This window comes from Lysinibacillus sp. COL-1 (genome assembly GCF_059814265.1).
Map to the genome: position 1 here is coordinate 39,980 of NZ_JCAWSJ010000001.1, position 18,648 is coordinate 58,627.

The window sequence follows — 18,648 nt, forward strand, 5'->3', positions numbered from 1 at the left end:
AACACCCTAAAATTATAAGTTTAACATTAATATCCGTCTTGGTACTTCAACTTTCCTGAGTTAACTAAATTAACTTTAACTTTTAAATGCTTTATACTATGTTTATTTAAGTAAAACGAGTCTGCTTTCACTTCTTCTTTCCATTTACTTGGGTTTTGTCGATATAATGATTCCCCTAATCTGTAGATATCTGAATTTATTTCTATTCCTTTTTCAAAGGAGTTTAGAATTTCTAACTTTATAATATCTTCAGTTTTTGTAACCAACTCTTTATCATTAATTTCCTTGATTTTCTCATTGATTCCGGCTTGCACTTCAACTGTAATATTAAAAAGTATTGGTTTACTATTCATAATAGGGGTAATGGTAATCTTAGGTTTCTCTACCACTACTGAAACAACAGCGCTATCATTCTCAACAATCCACACAGGAGATCGAACGGTTTTTTCATCCATCCATCTTAGACCGTTTAAATCAGTCTCAGAAAGCCAGCCTTCTAGGCGATTATTTCTTATGAAAAAAGCACCATCATTTCTTAATAATGGTGCTTTTTTTGATTCTTCTTTCCAGTTTTCCGTCGAAATTTTAACTGATGGAATTAAAGCTGTTTGTCCCATTGGATCGCTATCTCTAATAAATTGATGAAACTGTTTAGGTTGTATATAAGATCTCTGTTTATAGCTTTCATATGGTTCATGGAGAATGGTTGACAATCCCGACAATGTAAAAAACGCTTTTGTTTTAAGTACATCTTCTATGGGTTCCTTTGTAGCATATAAGAGAATATTATAGCGTATTTCTCGGTATCGATTAATAAAATCAATCGAATCTTTAATATCTTGTTTTAGGAGTTGTTCACTCAAAATTAGCGTAGAGACATGTCCCCAAAAAAGTCTTTGTTGTGCATCTTTATATAATTGATTTAATGCTTCCGTAATTGTAATGCCTTCCCCTCTTCCTATCCAAACTGGTGGTTGTTTATCAGGTCTTGCCCCTTCTAACTTAGCAACATTAGAAAAGTCAAGTAACTGAGCATAGGCTATATATTTTCCTTCTTTAAAATCTATACCAAGAGCTGCTACATAATAAATATCTTGTACTTCTTTAATATTCCAGCATCCAGATAATATTGTGCTAGACAAGAGTATCATGGTTATTAGTTTTAGTTTGTTCAGCTTCACTCTTTCCCTTCTCCTTCATCAGTTTTAGAACTATCATTGGTCCGAAGGTAACTTACTCTATGCCCATAACTTCTCCACGGTAAGCGAAATAATGCCTTGAAAAAATCAGAACTAGATTTTGGGAAAACCAAAGCTAAGTAAGGTATCCCAAAGGAACGCAATCTAGAAAGATAAAGAACGATTACAAATCCCCCAAGCATAAAACCATATAACCCCATTAAAATTGAACATAATAGTACAAAGCCTCTGAGTATGGATACTGCTCCTGCTAGTAGTTGGTTTACTAGGGTATATCCCGCAATAGCAGATAAAGCAGTAATAACAATCACAGATGGGGAAATAAAACCCGAACGGATTGCAGCATCCCCAATGATTAGTCCGCCTACTACTGAAAGGGTTTGACCAAGTGGGGAAGGTAATCTTTGACCAGCTTCACGGAACATCTCAAAAAGAAACAAAACAATTATAAGCTCAAGTGGTGCTGGAAATGGTAGACCTGATCTTGCAACAGTCACAGTCGCAAGAAGAGGGAAAGGAATTTGATCTTGGTGATAAGCAAGTAATGCCATCCAAAATCCGGGTAGGAAGACAGCTAAAAGAAATCCAACCCACCGATAAAAGCGTGCAAATGATACAGTTAGAAAATTAAAGTGGGAATCTTCTGCAGCTTTTATTAAAAAAGTTATAGTAACAGGAGCGATAATAACAATTGGGGAGCCATCAATTATAATCACTACTCTACCTTGCAATAAGCATTCCACTGCAAAATCAGGTCTGGCTGTATCACCACAAAGAGGAAAAATAGATAAAGATTGTTTCGATACCATCTCTTGAATTTGAGTTGAACTAACTACGCCATCAATATCAATTAAAGTTAGACATTCTAGAATGTTATTTAGTATCTCTAAATTAACTACATCTTTTAAATATAATATCCCTATTTGAGTTTGAGTCCGTTTACCTAACGTCAATGTTTGATAAGATAAGGTGGGATGTCTTAATCTTTTTCGAATAAGTGCCACGTTTGTTGAAATATCCTCAATAAAATTGTCTCTTGGCCCACGAATGGATGTTTCGTAATTAGATTGTTCGGTAGAACGGTTTGGTTTATTTGATGCACTAACAGAGAAAAAGGTAAACGACTTAGGAAAATACAGAACTAAATTTCCATTAAATATTTCCAAAGAAATAGACTCGAACCCTTCACTCACTTCTAAAGGTGTCCATTCTAGGTCTTGTTGATATTTATCAATTTCTTCTTTTAAGAAACGGTATTGATGTTTTTGAGCTATTTTTTCTAATTGAGGAATAATAAATTGATTAATTTGTTTTTTGTCCACTAAACTCTCGCAATAAATGAAAAAGGTCTCTATATCACTATCTTCACTCCCGATTTTATGGAGAACTACTTTTACATCTTCACTATTTTGATATGTTGAACGTATTTTTTCCTCATTTATAATTGGATTAGGTTTATAGATAGTATATTTTCCATTCCCATTTTTTTTATTATTCTGTTCCCCTCTTCTCAAGGATTATCTCTCCTTTAATCTTTTTAGAAAAACTAAAAATCCTAATACTAATGAAAAGAAAAGCAGAAATAAAAAAGATAAATGAAAATAAACATTTTGTAAAAAACGAACAAATTCAATATCACTCATAGGAAGAAGAACAGCCACAAATGTAATTAGTGAACTGATTCCTATTAATACATTCCTTTTTTTCTCGTTTTTAAATGAAAATAATTGTCCAATAATATATAAACCAAAACTTATCCTAATAAATCCACCTGATAGCCATTGGTAAATTGAAAAGAAATCTACATGTTCAATAAACTTTCCTATTTTCAATAATCTCCATTCTTCGTAAGCAGGATACCTCTGATTAGCAGCCTCTTCAGGTCCAAAAATAGCAATAGAGCCCAATAAAGGGCCAAGCGTTAAGCAGATCAACACTAACCCAAGAATAATAAAACTCCGTGACTTGATATTCATTTTTAAATTATGTTGAATAAAAAAAATTAAAGTCACTTCTAGCAGAGAACCTAAACTGTAGACGATTCCTTTAATAACGGGTGTCAATCCATTTTCAAGGATAGGAAATATTTGAGAATAATCCTTATGAGGAAGATTAAGACTCATAACGAAAAAGCCCAATGCAACAACAAATACTAATAAAAAACCTGACAGAATAGATAAGGTTGTAAAATTAGATGTTGCAGCAAAAAAACAGATAACTAAAAATACAATAGCTAAAATGGGCGCAGGACTTTGTGGAAAATAGGATGTAACTGTCCATACAATCATATCTTTTAAGGTAACTCCAATAAATAAGAGAATAAACATATACATTAATAAACATAATCCCTTTGCAACAATATTCCCAAAGTGGTTATTTAACCATGAATACAGATGTGTGTGGTCTAACTTTTTCATAATAAATCGAATAAAAAGTAACCATCCCAGAATGAATCCCCCAGATAAGAGGACAGAAATCCATGAATCTCTCCTCGAGATAGCTAATAACATAGGAATCACCATAACGTGATTCATTAAGCCAATACTCATCATAAACAAAACAAATACTTGTGAAAAATTCGCTTTATGTTGTTGCATTGTTAAACCTACTAACTTAGTTGGATTTTATAAAGAATAAACTAATCACATCAAAACTAATTGGCAAGGATACTAAACGGTATTTTCTCCATTTATTAAGAAATTATTCATATAACACCTCATATTATAAGTGTAAGCCTCTACCTTACCCACATGTTTGGCATTTTTTTATATGCGATAATCTCCTAAAGATCGAATTCTAAGGAGGTTTTGCGATGAATAAATCTCAATTATGAATGGAATGGGGACAACGGATTACCAACTGTTTGGCCAGCGGACAAAGTGCTTCAAAATGGTGTGCTTCTAATGAAGGAAGCATTCATCAGTTCTGGTATTGGAAATAAAGCTTAAAATGACTCAGGATACAAGTGATAATTCACCTATATGGTTGACATTAGAAATGGACGATTCTTTCGAAAATCAAGATTAGTGGTAGGGGGTGGCCAAGCTTCTTTAGATGTTGAACCTGAATGCGATCCAAAGTTACTTCCAGATGTAGTAAGGACGCTTCAATCAGTATGTTGAGACCTTCAATGATTGAAAGTGTCTATCTCGAACGAGGTAGTACGAATATGAGGAAATCTATCGACGGATTAGCTATTTTGGTTCAGGTGGAGTTTAATCTAGACCCATTTTCATCAAGTCTATTTGTTTTTTGTTGCAATAAGGGTAGCGTCATGAAAATGCCGATTACAACAATAAGGAAATTCCAATATAAAAAGCCTGATTTCTCGTCAATTAAATTGAGAAATTTGGCTTTTTTGTCACTCCATAAAAGTCTTCTATTATTGGAGAATTTGTATATTACTTCGGGATAACAGGGACCCAGAGTTCGTGTCTTGGTTTATGCTTCTGACCGTAATAACATTCTATACACGGTAAATTTGCAAGTTCATACTCGGAGGTAGGAACCCACTCGGAATATAAACGTTTCCATGCATCCACTATGTTCGGAAAAACTGCCCATGTACCTGCGGGAATAATAAGCGTCTCCATATTTTCTGGGGATTCCCCATCGTATCTTACGCCCATGAAATAGGAAAATTGTTCATCTGTTATGGCGGCTTCTTTTCCGCAAACCCCCAGAAGGCTTTCAAGCGTGCATTTTGGATTTTCCCATGACATATCTACTAGTTCTTGCATAAATCCATCTTTTTTAGCAGTGTTCCAAAGCGTAGGGATTGTTTTAAATGCTCTGCTTGTTTTTACTGGCTTACTTTTTCCAACAATTCTTAAATCAAAATCAAGGTTTTCAATTCTGTAGTCCATCTCGTTATCTCCTTTAATAGAAATTTGAAAGGAAATTCTGGGAAAGGCTTTTAACTGTACCCCTCTATTACGAGCATTGGAAGGGGTTACTCCATGCATTTTTTGAAAGGCACGTGAGAAAGTATCAGAAGAAACATAACCATATTTAATTGCCACATCGATAATCCGAATATCACTTTTTTGAATTTCAAATGCTGCGAGTGTTAACCGTCTACGTCTAATATATTCTGATAGCGATATACCAGAGATTGAAGAGAACATTCTTGAAAAATGAAACTCAGAACAATTAGCTGCTTTTGCAATCTTTTTGTAGTCTATTTCTTCATCCAGACTATTTTCAATGTAGTTTAACGCATTGTTCATTCTTTCTAGCCAATCCATAAGTTTAATCCCTTTCAATATTTACTATAAAACAAAATAGATAATAATTGCCGACATTTCATGCCTAAAAATGTTGGTGAAAAAATACACCTTTTGATAGAATCAGGACAAACTATTTGTTTCCTTCCGATAGCTTTCTATATAATGAAGCCCTAGATACATTAGTAATTTCGCAAATTTGATTTACAGTCATACCGCCTTCTTTATATAGTTTTACTGCATAATTCATTCCTGCGTGATTTTTATGATATTTCTTTAACCGGCCTTTAAACTTGCCTTCTTTCTTAGCCAGCTCAATCCCTTCACGTTGACGCATACGGATAAGATCTCGCTCTAATTGATTAACACCAGCCATTACCGTAATTAAGAATTGACTGTAAGGATTATCTTCTGATAAATCTAGCCATGAATCCTTGAGTGATTTTAAGCTCGCCTTTTTACTTCGTATTAAATCAATCAATTCAAATAAATCCTGCGTACTTCGAGTGATCCGAGTTAAGTCTGTAACATAAATGATGTCGCCTTCTTGTATATCCTCTAACATCTTTTGAAGTTGCTTACGATCTTTTGTTGCTCCGGAAACTTTTTCTTCAAAAATAATATCCATTCTGATTTCGTTCAGTTGCTGAACTTGCCTTGAAGGATTCTGGCTAGTTGAACTGACACGTATATAACCAATTTTCCGCAAAATATCACCTCATTTTTTGAGACAAGTCTTATGAGACGCTCTTAACTATGATTTTATCAGTCTCCTACACTTGTATCAATAGAGTACACTCTATTGATATATAATTGAACTAATAAATTGAAAATACAGAAATGGGAGGATATTGAATGAAAATTGCGAGAGGTAGAGAATTGCTTACACCGGAACAGAGACAGGCTTTTATGCAAATCCCTGAAGATGAATGGATACTTGGGACCTACTTCACTTTTTCCAAACGGGATTTAGAAATAGTTAATAAGCGAAGGAGGGAAGAAAACCGTTTAGGATTTGCCGTTCAATTAGCTGTTCTTCGCTATCCCAGTTGGCCATACACCCATATCAAAAGCATCCCAGATTCAGTCTTACAATATATATCGAAACAGATCGGTGTAAGTCCATCCTCACTTAGTCATTATCCTCAAAGGGAAAATACACTTTGGGATCATTTGAAAGAAATTCGAAGTGAATACGACTTTGTAACTTTTACCCTAAGAGAATATCGAATGACATCTAAGCACCTTCATCAATTAGCTTTGGAAAATGGTGATGCCATTCATCTACTGCATGAATGTATAGATTTTCTAAGAAAAAACAAAATCATACTACCTGCTATCACTACACTTGAAAGAATGGTGTGGGAGGCAAGAGCAATGGCTGAAAAGAAGCTATTTAATGCGGTTAGTCAGTCTCTAACAATTGAGCAAAAAGAAAAACTTGAAGAGATCATAACTTCGCAGCATCCATCCGATTCCAATAAAACAATATTGGGTTGGTTAAAGGAACCCCCGGGTCATCCTTCACCCGAAACATTTCTAAAAGTAATAGAACGGCTGGAATACATACGGGAAATAGAATTGGAGACGGTAAAAATTAGTCATTTGCATCGCAATCGCCTGTTACAGCTATCTCGTTTAGGTTCAAGATATGAGCCTTATGCATTCCGTGACTTTCAGGAAAATAAACGCTACTCAATATTAACCGTCTATTTATTAAATCTTACTCAGGAGTTAACGGATAAAGCTTTTGAAATTCATGACAGACAAATACTCAGTCTGTTATCAAAAGGCCGTAAGGCTCAAGAGGAAATTCAGAAACAAAATGGTAAAAAGCTGAATGAGAAAGTTATACACTTTACGAACATTGGACAAGCTTTGATCAAAGCAAAACAGGAGAAATTAGACGTTTTTGAGGTTTTAGAATCCGTTATCGAATGGAATTCTTTTGTCTCTTCAGTCGAAGAAGCTCAGGAGCTTGCACGTCCTGCCGACTATGATTATTTAGACTTACTACAAAAACGGTTTTATTCACTAAGAAAATATACGCCAACGCTATTAAGAGTATTGGAATTCCATTCCACAAAGGCAAATGGGCCACTTTTAAAGGCTGTTGAGATTATCCGAGGAATGAACGAATCCGGAAAACGAAAAGTGCCTAATGACTCACCTGTGGATTTTATTTCAAAACGATGGAAAAAGCATTTATACGAGGAGGATGGTACAACAATAAATCGTCATTACTATGAAATGGCTGTTTTATCAGAACTTCGGGAGCATGTTCGGGCAGGAGATGTTTCCATTATAGGTAGCAGACAATATAGAGATTTTGAGGAATATTTGTTTTCGGAAGATACATGGAACCAAACGAGGGAGAATACGAGATTATCAGTTAGTTTATCATTCGAGGATTATATAACGGAGAGAACCAGCAGCCTTAATGAAAAGTTAAAATGGTTAGCTTCCAATTCCAACAAGTTGGATGGAGTTTCTCTTGAAAAAGGAAAGCTGTCACTTGCACGCTTAGAAAAAGATGTTCCAGAAGAGGCAAAAAGGTTTAGTGCAAGCCTTTATCAGATGCTACCAAGAATAAAATTAACTGATTTACTCATGGATGTGGCTCATATTACAGGATTTCATGAGCAATTCACTCATGCTTCCAATAATCGAAAACCAGATAAGGAAGAAACAATCATTATCATGGCTGCTCTTTTAGGAATGGGAATGAATATTGGCTTGAGCAAGATGGCCGAAGCCACACCTGGACTTACATATAAGCAATTAGCCAATGTATCTCAATGGCGCATGTATGAAGATGCAATGAATAAAGCCCAAGCCATTTTAGTAAATTTCCATCATAAATTACAGTTGTCCTCCTATTGGGGTGACGGTACAACATCCTCGTCAGATGGTATGAGAATGCAGCTAGGTGTTTCATCACTGCATGCAGATGCAAACCCACATTATGGCACGGGAAAAGGAACCACCATCTACCGTTTTACTAGTGATCAATTCTCTTCTTACTACACAAAGATTATTCATACTAATTCAAGGGATGCGATTCATGTTTTGGACGGTTTATTGCACCATGAGACAGATCTAAACATAGAAGAGCATTATACAGACACAGCCGGTTACACAGACCAAATTTTCGGATTGACCCATTTATTAGGATTTAAATTTGCTCCGAGAATAAGAGATTTATCAGACTCAAAATTATTTACAATAGATAAAGCAAGTGAATATCCAAAATTAGAAGCCAGTTTACGTGGACAAATAAATACAAAGGTCATTAAAGAAAATTATGAGGACGTTTTGCGATTAGCTCATTCTATAAAGGAAGGAACAGTTTCAGCATCCCTTATTATGGGGAAACTAGGATCTTATTCAAGACAAAATAGCTTAGCCACAGCCTTGCGTGAGATGGGACGAATAGAAAAAACGATCTTTATTTTGAATTACATTTCGGATGAATCATTAAGAAGAAAAATACAAAGAGGATTGAATAAAGGAGAAGCCATGAATGGATTAGCAAGAGCTATTTTCTTTGGAAAACAAGGTGAGCTTAGGGAGCGAACCATACAGCATCAATTGCAAAGGGCCAGTGCCTTAAACATAATCATTAATGCCATCAGTATATGGAATACCTTACATCTAACAAAAGCAGTTGAATATCAAAAACAGACTGGTAGTTTTAATGAAGATTTGTTACACCATATGTCACCTTTAGGTTGGGAACATATTAATTTGCTAGGAGAATATCATTTTAATTCGGAGAAAGTGATCTCATTAGATTCTTTAAGACCACTAAAACTTTCTTAACGTTGTTAAAAATGGGGGAATCGTCAGGAAAATAGGCTTAACGTTGTAAATCCGCATTTTCCTGACGGTACCCCAGTTTTAACTAATCAGGAAATTGGAATCTTTTTTTTACAATATAATAAAAATTCGTCAAATTATATTTGACGAATTTTTTGCTTCATCTTTACTTATTCGATTTTGAGCAATTGTGCATTTATTGCACATATAATCGTACTTAAGGACATGACAGCAGCTCCAATTGCAGGTGTAATAACAATACCTACACTATATAAAACGCCTGCAGCTAGTGGAATTGCAAGAATGTTATAACCAGCTGCCCACCCTAAATTTTGGACCATTTTTTTATGACTAGCTTTCGATAGCTTTAATGTATTCAGAATGTCCTCTGGATTGCTGTTTACCAGTACTACATCTGCAGTTTCAATGGCCACATCTGTGCCTGCACCGATCGCAATACCTAAATCTGATTCAGCCAGTGCAGGCGCATCATTAACACCGTCACCAACCATTGCAACTTTCGAATTTTCTTCTTTTAGTCCTTTCACCTTATTAGCTTTTTCATGGGGTAATACTTCAGCAATAACTTTCGTCATGCCTAGTTTTTCACCAACATATTTTGCTACACGCACGTTATCACCTGTCATCATAACGGTTTCAATACCTAAATCACTCAATTCTTTTATAACCTTATAAGAGGAATCCCTTATTATGTCTGCTAAAGCAATCATGCCTAAAAATACATTATCCTTTAATATAAAAATAACGGTTTTACCTTGTTGTGCAAGTTTTTCGTAAGTACTTTCATCGAAGCTAATATTTTTTTCTTTTAAAACATTTGGACTAACAATTGCAATTTCAGACCCGTTAACATTAGCCACTAACCCTTTACCTGTTAAATTTTTAAAACCTTTTACTTCAGATACTTTTATATTTTGCTTCTTACCCTCTTTTACAATTCCCTTTGCTATTGGATGTTCAGATTGAATTTCTACAGAGTAAGCAAGCTTTAATAATTCTTTTTCGCTAACCCCTGTAACTGGATGAATATCCGTTATACCAAAATTACCTTCAGTTAAGGTACCAGTTTTATCAAACACAATTCTATTGATTTTAAATGCGTTTTCAAATGAAGTACGATTCCTAATTAATAAACCCTTCTTAGCAGCAATAGATGTAGAACGTGATGTTACTAAAGGAGTAGCTAGACCTAAAGCATGAGGACAAGCAATTATTAAAACTGTCACCATTCTTTCTAATGCAAAATCAAAGTCATCTGTTGACCACCAATAAACCAGTGTGATAATACCTGCAACAATAGCGACATAGAATAACCATTTAGCGGCTGTATCAGCAAATCCTTGAGCTTTTGATTTAGTTTTTTCTGCATCGCTTACTAATTGGATTACTTGTGCAAGATAAGTGTCACTGCCTGTTTTACTAACATTTATTTTTAGTACACCCTCTCCATTAATTGAACCCCCAATGGCCTCCATACCTACCTTTTTTTCAATAGGAATTGATTCCCCAGTTAACATCGATTCATCAACTGTAGAGTGTCCTTCAAAAACTATTCCATCAATGGGAATTTTCTCGCCTGGTTTTACTAGTATTTGATCACCTGGTTTTAAATCTTCAACAGATACTTCAATAAGGTTGCCTGATGCATCTAACTTATGAGCTTCTTTAGGCATTAATTTAATTAACTCTTCTAATGCTTTTGAAGCACCCATTATTGATCTCATTTCGATCCAATGTCCAAGAAGCATAATAACAATTAAGGTTGCTAATTCAAAAAAGAAGTCACTTCCTTCAATGAAAAATGCTGTTAGTGAACTATAGACATAAGCTGTTACGATAGCAAGAGTAATTAATAGCATCATCCCAGGAGTTCTATTTTTCAATTCACTCCATGCTCCAAGTAAAAATGGTTTTCCTCCATAGAAAAAGACTATTGTTGAAAGTAAGAATAGTAATAATGTGTCACCAGCAAAATTTACTTTATATCCAAGAAGCATCTGAATCATCATGGATAAATATGATATTGGAATCGTTAATACTAAAGATACCCAAAACCTTTTCTTAAAATCAGAAATCGAATGACCATGGTGTTTGTTGTTACCCTCGCTTTGATTATGTTGATGATGATTGTGTTCATTATTTTTCTTATTGTTAGGGCTGTAATTTTCATGAACATCTTGCATATGATTTGTTATTGGTTCATGCGAAACATTATGATTGTGGATGTGGTCTCTTTTTTCTTTTCTCTCCATCAAATATCACTCCTCTAAATATAAATCAGATGTGTACTATTTTTTTAGTGAATGTTCCCTCATTTTTCTTGAATTCATTTCTCCTAGGTTTCCTAGAAAAAATATTTCTTATTTAATCTTAATTTACCCCAAAGTTATGCAAAAATTATGAATTGTAATTTGAATAAAATTATTATTTAACAAAAAAAGAATGAGGATAAAAATGTACCTCATTCTTTGTCTTAATTTATATTAATTTCTTCTTTCGAATAAACTTTAAATAGATGAATAGGACGAAAATAAACATTACGCTAAATTTTGTGTACACCGATGCATCCTGATTTAAATTCGAGTCCTCTGTGTCTTTATGAGTTACATTTTTATTTATTTTACTATTGGCATTTTCTAACTGAAAAGATGCGATAGTATCCTGATTTTGATTTAATAGCTCTAAATGACCCTTTCCAGAGATTCTTTGACTAACTGTTTCATGTTGTAAAACTATATAATCGAGTTTTTCTTTGGTCTTAAAGGACATTTCATCAATTTTATATATTTTTCCCATCGGAATATTCCTAGACTCAAAATTCTCAAATGCATAATCAAGAAGTTCTATTGTATCGTTATAGGCCATGTCTTCTGTTTGCGCTTTAAGCGTTACGACAATAACCGATATATCGTTTCTTGTTGCTGTTGTTATAAGAGTTATTCCTGATTCATCAACATATCCAGTCTTTCCACCCGTTATTCCTTCATAAGGTCGCTCTCTCATTAATTTATGATGACTATAAAGAGTAGTATCCCACGATTTGCCATCCCAATTAAGTTCCTTTAGACCAAAAATTTTACGAAACTCCTTATTTTGCATTGCGTATTTCGTAATTTTTGCTAAATCTTGTGCAGTAGTTTTATGATCTGGATCATATAGTCCATGGGGATTTACAAAGTTCGTATTTTGTATTCCAATATTCTCTAAATATTTATTTATACTAGTCGAAAACTGTTTTACAGACCCATCCAAATGCTCAGCAATAGCAATACCTGCATCATTACCAGAATTCACAAGTAAGCCTTGAATAAGCTTTCTTAGATTAACCTTTTCTCCTTCTTCTAAAAAAACCCTAGTTCCTTCAACTTCTCTAGCATTTTTACTAATTGTGACAATGTCTTCTAGGTTCCCTTTTTCAATTGCATATATTGCAGTTGCTATCTTTGTTAAGCTAGCAGGAGCCATCTTCTGATTTGGATTTTTTTCATATAAAATTCGCCCCGTTTTTTCATCTATTAATATAGCAGCTTCACTGCTAATCAAAGGAGATTCGACCTTCATTGCGCCATGAACTCTATAAACAAAATTTGAACCTAGTATTAAGAAGATTACTACTAAAATCGCAACCTTTTTTATTAAATGTGTTTCCATATTATTATTCTCCTCATAGTAATCTACACATGTATCTTAGAAAAAATATGTGGAGAAAATATGGAGAACAAGTTACGTAATCTAAACTTAACACTTGTAACAATAGTGATTTCTATTAATGTTTGAAAAGCAATGTACTTTTATTTGTTTCTAAATTATTTATATTTACATTCCCCAATAAGTAATTGTGTCAAAAATTCCAATAATAAAAAGAGTAACTCCGGCTATTTTTTGAATAAACCTACCTACTTTAATACTTTTCTTCATTACTAATCCCTTAATATCAAAGTACCATATAAAAAATAAGATGATGACAAGAGGTATTGATGTTGCCAATCCAAATATTGCAGGTAACACTAATCCATATGAAGTCGACATAACGGTTGGCATTAGCCATACAAAATAGAGTACAAACATTGTTGGACAGAATGCAATTGCAAAACTAGCTCCTAGAAAAAAGGAACCAATATAACCTTCTTTTAGTATAGTAGGAACGTTCTTTGAAATTCGATTTAATATTCTTAACTTTATTGTCCCCATTAACACAAGTCCGGTAAGTATTAATAGAGGACCAATCAATTTTCGGAAAACCGGAAAGAAATTAATTATTTTGTTTTCAAATGTTTGTCCAAATGCCCACGCCAACAAACCAATTGCACTATATACTATGACTTTACCCATAATAAACGAAACGATCTCTCTCCAATTACTACCTAATTGGATAGTACGATTACCATATAACGTAATAGCGCTAATATTTCCAGTCAGTTGACATGGAGCAAATGCACCTATCAACCCAAGGAGGATAGATATAATGATTGGGGAATGCTCATATGAATTTAAGAATACAGAAACTGGTTCACTTATGGTTTGACTAATTTGAGACATCAAATTATACATCTCAATCACCCTTCAATAACCTTATTTTATTTTTAATTCCCCTTCTGAAGCTAATTTATCCCACGATTCCCCTTCGTTCTTAGAAAGATAGAAGTTAAGATTATTTGTTACAAAAGTAATTTCTTCTCGATTAGTAGGATTAGAAGCGATATAAATAATTGGGTCTTGCATTATCTCGTTTGGGAGTTGTATATTTTTTTCTTCTTTACTATCCAATGAGAATGATCTAAGGGAAACAGAATTTGAGTCATAGTTTGTATAGTAACCCCCATTCTCATTTAAAGTTACGTATGTAACCATTTGAGTAGACTTAAGTAATTTAAAGTTAACTCCATAGTCATTCGAAACAAAGATTCCATCTTTACTACCAATTGCAACTATTTCTTTTTTGGAAGGGTGAGCTGATAAATTAGAAACAAACTCGGAATTAAAGCCATTCATAGCTGATTCAGTCCAAGACTTCCCTTCATCAATTGAATAATGCAATCCACCACTCATATTCTCTGTAGGTGTTTCATTAATGACATAGATTGTATTCGAATCATAACCAGCTGCAAGATAATGAAAATCAATTTCGCCGTAAAAGGCTAATTGTTCTAGATTTGCTCCTTCATCTGTACTTTTTATAACTCCTAAAGGGTTTTTAAGGTTTGAGCCTTCCTCAGGATGTCCACTTGAATAGAAGCCATCTTTGACCGCCTGAAAGCCCATATAGTCATGTTTTTGGCTGTTCGCTTCTTCCCAACCCTTTACACCATATTTATACAATCCTCTATGTGTTGCAATTACAAAATCACTTTTACCATTTATATATCCCAAACCATGTATATGTTCAATTTTTGGGTTATCCACTTCTTCAAATGAATAACTATCTTTTTCTTTTGAATTACAAGCACTTAAAACTAAAACAATAACTAATAGACCTAACCAAATTTTGTAATTTTTCATACTTTTCTCCTTTTAACTCCATTTATACCCTATTCCCCAAACCGTTTTAAGGAACTCATCGGTAGGAAAGTCAGATTTACTTAATTTTTCTCTTAGATTTCTTATATGTGAATCAACAGTCCGCGTATCTGTATCTGTTTCATATTCCCATGCAGCATGCAGTAATTCCTCTCTTGTAAATGTCTTAGAAGGTCGAGATATTAATGCTTTTATAATTAAAAATTCTTTTAAAGTAAGTTGCACACTTGAATTTTGGTAGTGTAGAGAATATGTTTCTTTATCTAAAACAAAATCTTTAAAAGTGATATTTTCATTATCCTTTTCAAATCCGACAATTCTACGCAAAACAGCATTGATTCTTGCTATTAACTCTCTTTCATCGAATGGCTTGGATATATAGTCATCTGCACCTAATAAAAGTCCCTTAGCTAAATCAGATTTATCAGCTCTTGCAGTTAGCATTATAATGGGTACTTTTGAAAATTCACGAATAGATTCACAAACATCCCATCCATCCATTTCAGGCATCATAACATCTAATAAAACGAGATCGATATTTTCTTTCTTAATTCTCTCTATTGCCTTTATTCCGCTCTTTTCTTTAATACAGGTATATCCATGTGGAATTAAAAATAATTCGACTAAATCGAGCATTCTTTCTTCATCATCCACAATCAAAATTGTCTGCATATTTAACCTCCATGTGTTATATGATCACCGTAAATGTACTTCCTTCTCCAAGTTTACTTTTGACTTCAATGGTACCATTGTGTGCTTCTACTAATTCCTTCACAACAGCAAGTCCAATTCCTGAACCACCATATGCACGAGAACGTGATTTCTCAACACGATATAGCTTCTCAAAAATGAAGTCAATTTCTTCTTGTGGAATGCCAATACCTGTATCAATAACCTCAATTCTTGTTTTCCCTTCATTTTTACAAGCCTTTAATGTTACCTCTGTATTTTCCTTTGAATATTTCAAAGCATTATCCAATAGGTTTATGACAATTTGCTCTAAACGTAATGGGTCAGCATATATTTGAAAATCTTCAGTGCAAACAAAGTTCAACTTAATATTCTTGAGATCATATGAAGGAGCAACAAGTTTACATATTGCTTCGAAAAAATATCGAGCAGAGAAAGATTCTTTCATGACAGTAAATGTGTTTTCGTCCATTCTAGCCAAGTCTAATAAATTTTTTACCAATTCCTTCATTCTATTGGACTCTTCAACAATAATTTCAAGATACTGTTCTCTTTGTTTCTTACTTAGACTCTCTCTCATCGCTACTTTTGAATATCCAATTAAATATGTCAACGGTGTACTTAATTCATGAGCCACTGACGCCAGAAATTCATTCCGGTCTGTTTTTAAACGTTCTAAATCATTGGCTAATTTCTGAATTGAACTTGCTAACTCACCAAGCTCGTTTTTACTTTTAATTGCAAGCTTTACATTAAACTCACCTTTGCTTAATTTCTCTGTTGCCTCTTTCATCCGTATTAAAGGTCTTGTTATAACTTTTGACAGAACCGCGTAAACAATAAAAAGTACAATAAAACTTGTAGCACCTGCCATACCAAAATGTTCAGTTAATTCATGAACCATCTTATTAAGAGAACCAGTACTTTGTAGCATTAAAACGTATCCAGATTGATTTGTATTTGAGATATAAGGATGCACACTCATAATATAAGGGGATTCTTTCCAGTTAGAAGTCAATAATTCATCTGTTTCTACGTCTACGTTCTTTATTAAAGAAACTATTTGTCCACTTAAAGATTCACTAATATCTGAACTACCAATGATATTTCCTTTATTATCGGTAATGATCACCGCACGATCTTTACTTTTTTCCATCAAAACGATATGTTTTATTGTAGTTTCAGAAAAATTTTCAATTAAAACATCTCTATGATTAGCACCATTCGCCAATAATGTATAATATTCTTCTTCAACTCTCGAATTAATTATATTTCGATGAAGATAAAACATAAGAAATAAATCCATTATTAGCACTACAATAAAAAAACACGATGCTAATTTTGTAGAGATTTTGTTCACTAATTTTTTCACCTCTCTTTATTAGTCTAAAAAATTATTACTTAGTCTGGTAAAATTTGTTCCATGTAACTCTTTATATCCTGTTCTTTCATTTCTCCAGTGATTATTTTTTCTATTTTACCCTCTGAATTAATAAGAATAGTCGTTGGTAATGGATTTATATTATATGCTTCCATTACACTTTTGTTTTTGTCAATTAATACCGGAAAAGTTAAACCTTTTCGGTCAATATAATTTTGAACCACGAAGTCGGATTCTGCTATATTTATAGCTAATACCTGTATACCTTTTTCTTTATATTCCTTATAATATCTATCTATAATTGGGAATTCCCTTTCACAGGGTTTGCACCAAGTCCCCCAAAAGTTTAAAAAGACACCTTGTCCTTTGTATTCCTCCAAATTATGTTTATCACCATACATATCAACTAGAGTAAAATTTGGAGCATTATCCCCTATTTGTAATACTTCATTTTTTTCTTTAGTTAAAGTTGTATATACTGTAAATAATATTGCCCCAAATAATACAATTAATATAATTGAACGCATAAGAAATCGTCTCTTTTTTTTATCCATAATTAAGTTTGGTTCCTTCCCCTCTTATATGATATAAAACTAAAAGCCAGTAAATCCTCCAAAAATAGGTGTTAAAAACGCAATAATTTTAGTCATCATATCAAAGTACAATAAAACCCCCATCAGAATCATTATTGCACCACCTATTTTCATAAACAGTCCATTTTTTCTTTGAAGAAACTTCATTTTTCCAATAAATAAGGACATTATTAGGAAAGGTATAGAGAAACCTAGCACATAAAATAACATGTACAACATTCCTTGCCCGGGGTTAGACACTCCTAAAGCTATTACTCCGGCAAGAATTGGTCCAGTACAAGGTGTCCATCCAGCTGCAAAACCCATACCAATAAGTACTGAGCCAAAATATCCTTTGGGCCTTTTTTTAAAACTAATCTTTTTTTCCGATTGTAAAATATCGAATTTAAAGAAACCTAGAATAACTAATCCAAAAAAGACCATGAAAATTGCTCCAAATTGCCTTAGTAACTCTTTATACTGAATAAAAATCTTTCCGATAAAAGAAGTTAAAACCTAATGCCATAAAAATAATAGAAAAACCAAGTAAAAAAAGCAGGGTATGTATTAAAGACTTTCGTCTTAAGATCCCTTTCTCTTCTTTTAGTTCATTAAAGGATATTCCTGTTATATAAGATAGAAAAGCAGGATACAATGGTAATGAACAAGGTGATACAAATGATAATAATCCAGCCCCAAATGCAAGTATTAAATTTAATTGTTCTAACAAATACTCTCACGCAACCTTTCTACAGAACATTTAAAAATAAAGTATAGACTATAAATGTGGAGAATATATGCATATGTTGATACATATCAAAATTAAGAAGTTTATTTTTGATACCTTTCTACAACTCATTAATTAATAGCAATTTTTTTTTAAAAAAAGTTTTAATTCCTGCTCTAAGGATTATAATTCAACGGTAATAATGACAAAACAAAACCCTGGCACAGTAGACAATGTACCAAGGTTATTTTAATGTACCTACTTTATATATATATAGTTAGAAAAATGAAAGGTTTGAAAGCCATTTTGAAAAAACAAAAACCCTGATACAGCATCATACTGTATCAAGGTTTATCTTATTTATATACAATAATATAGTTAGAATCACTCATAGAAATTGTTTGAATATCCAGTATACAACTTTTTTGTCCAGTATAAGACTTTATTGTAAAGTATACAACTATTTTGTTAGTATAGAACTTTATTGTAACTGAAC

15 protein-coding genes and 1 pseudogene are annotated in these 18,648 nt (G+C 33.3%); 3 read left to right on the forward strand and 13 right to left on the reverse strand.

What is annotated here, in order from left to right; translation table 11 throughout:
* Positions 1-26: 26 nt before the first annotated feature.
* From AC6BKE_RS00185 to AC6BKE_RS00195, 3 genes are read right to left on the reverse strand one after another with little or no spacing between them, the layout of a single operon-like run.
* Positions 27-1,181 (reverse strand): Ger(x)C family spore germination protein, encoded by a 1,155-nt coding sequence (locus AC6BKE_RS00185; protein WP_229387491.1) that lies wholly within the window; start codon positions 1,179-1,181, stop codon positions 27-29.
* Positions 1,178-2,713, reverse strand: coding sequence for a spore germination protein (locus tag AC6BKE_RS00190; protein ID WP_229387493.1), 1,536 nt, complete (start codon positions 2,711-2,713; stop codon positions 1,178-1,180). The genes AC6BKE_RS00185 and AC6BKE_RS00190 overlap by 4 nt, the downstream gene beginning before the upstream one ends.
* A gap of 3 nt (positions 2,714-2,716) precedes the next feature.
* Positions 2,717-3,796, reverse strand: coding sequence for a GerAB/ArcD/ProY family transporter (locus AC6BKE_RS00195; RefSeq protein WP_229387495.1), 1,080 nt, complete (start codon positions 3,794-3,796; stop codon positions 2,717-2,719).
* Positions 3,797-4,032: 236 nt separating this feature from the next.
* Here AC6BKE_RS00195 and tnpA point away from each other — a divergent pair, with 236 nt between their 5' ends.
* Together tnpA and tnpB are read left to right on the forward strand one after the other, a co-directional pair.
* Positions 4,033-4,140 carry an IS66 family insertion sequence element accessory protein TnpA gene (gene tnpA, locus AC6BKE_RS00200; RefSeq protein WP_379261829.1) on the forward strand — a complete coding sequence of 36 codons (108 nt, stop codon included), beginning with the start codon at positions 4,033-4,035 and terminating at the stop codon, positions 4,138-4,140.
* Positions 4,141-4,329: 189 nt separating this feature from the next.
* Positions 4,330-4,614: an IS66 family insertion sequence element accessory protein TnpB gene (gene tnpB, locus AC6BKE_RS00205; protein ID WP_411268580.1), complete on the forward strand. Its 285-nt coding sequence runs from the start codon at positions 4,330-4,332 to the stop codon at positions 4,612-4,614.
* On the opposite strand, the gene AC6BKE_RS00210 is transcribed toward tnpB, so the two are convergent.
* Both AC6BKE_RS00210 and AC6BKE_RS00215 read right to left on the reverse strand, forming a co-directional pair.
* Positions 4,601-5,446: an AraC family transcriptional regulator gene (locus tag AC6BKE_RS00210; RefSeq protein ID WP_229387497.1), complete on the reverse strand. Its 846-nt coding sequence runs from the start codon at positions 5,444-5,446 to the stop codon at positions 4,601-4,603. The genes tnpB and AC6BKE_RS00210 overlap by 14 nt on opposite strands.
* 112 nt (positions 5,447-5,558) lie before the next feature.
* Positions 5,559-6,134 carry a recombinase family protein gene (locus AC6BKE_RS00215; protein WP_079524004.1) on the reverse strand — a complete coding sequence of 192 codons (576 nt, stop codon included), beginning with the start codon at positions 6,132-6,134 and terminating at the stop codon, positions 5,559-5,561.
* A gap of 146 nt (positions 6,135-6,280) precedes the next feature.
* Between AC6BKE_RS00215 and AC6BKE_RS00220 the strand changes: the two genes are divergently transcribed.
* Complete coding sequence (locus AC6BKE_RS00220; protein WP_229387499.1) at positions 6,281-9,247, forward strand: Tn3 family transposase; 2,967 nt, start codon at positions 6,281-6,283, stop codon at positions 9,245-9,247.
* Between the two features lie 167 nt (positions 9,248-9,414).
* Here the strand turns inward: AC6BKE_RS00220 and AC6BKE_RS00225 are convergent, their stop codons facing one another.
* The 8 genes and pseudogenes from AC6BKE_RS00225 to AC6BKE_RS00260 all read right to left on the reverse strand — a co-directional run bounded on the left by AC6BKE_RS00225 (position 9,415) and on the right by AC6BKE_RS00260 (position 18,155).
* Positions 9,415-11,517 carry a copper-translocating P-type ATPase gene (locus AC6BKE_RS00225; protein WP_009374088.1) on the reverse strand — a complete coding sequence of 701 codons (2,103 nt, stop codon included), beginning with the start codon at positions 11,515-11,517 and terminating at the stop codon, positions 9,415-9,417.
* Positions 11,518-11,743: 226 nt separating this feature from the next.
* A complete protein-coding gene (locus AC6BKE_RS00230; RefSeq protein WP_009374089.1) occupies positions 11,744-12,916 on the reverse strand; it encodes a D-alanyl-D-alanine carboxypeptidase family protein in 1,173 nt (390 codons plus the stop codon).
* Positions 12,917-13,081: 165 nt separating this feature from the next.
* Positions 13,082-13,816: an urease accessory protein UreH domain-containing protein gene (locus tag AC6BKE_RS00235; RefSeq protein WP_009374090.1), complete on the reverse strand. Its 735-nt coding sequence runs from the start codon at positions 13,814-13,816 to the stop codon at positions 13,082-13,084.
* A gap of 21 nt (positions 13,817-13,837) precedes the next feature.
* Positions 13,838-14,764 carry a F510_1955 family glycosylhydrolase gene (locus tag AC6BKE_RS00240; protein WP_009374091.1) on the reverse strand — a complete coding sequence of 309 codons (927 nt, stop codon included), beginning with the start codon at positions 14,762-14,764 and terminating at the stop codon, positions 13,838-13,840.
* 12 nt (positions 14,765-14,776) lie between these two features.
* Entirely contained in the window at positions 14,777-15,454 is a 678-nt protein-coding gene (locus tag AC6BKE_RS00245) for a response regulator transcription factor (RefSeq protein ID WP_009374092.1), read from the reverse strand.
* Between the two features lie 16 nt (positions 15,455-15,470).
* A complete protein-coding gene (locus AC6BKE_RS00250; RefSeq protein ID WP_009374093.1) occupies positions 15,471-16,832 on the reverse strand; it encodes a sensor histidine kinase in 1,362 nt (453 codons plus the stop codon).
* Positions 16,833-16,873: 41 nt separating this feature from the next.
* Complete coding sequence (gene resA, locus AC6BKE_RS00255; RefSeq protein WP_036075026.1) at positions 16,874-17,407, reverse strand: thiol-disulfide oxidoreductase ResA; 534 nt, start codon at positions 17,405-17,407, stop codon at positions 16,874-16,876.
* A 39-nt stretch (positions 17,408-17,446) separates the two neighbouring features.
* Positions 17,447-18,155: pseudogene (locus tag AC6BKE_RS00260) on the reverse strand (cytochrome c biogenesis CcdA family protein).
* Between the last annotated feature and the right edge of the window lie 493 nt (positions 18,156-18,648).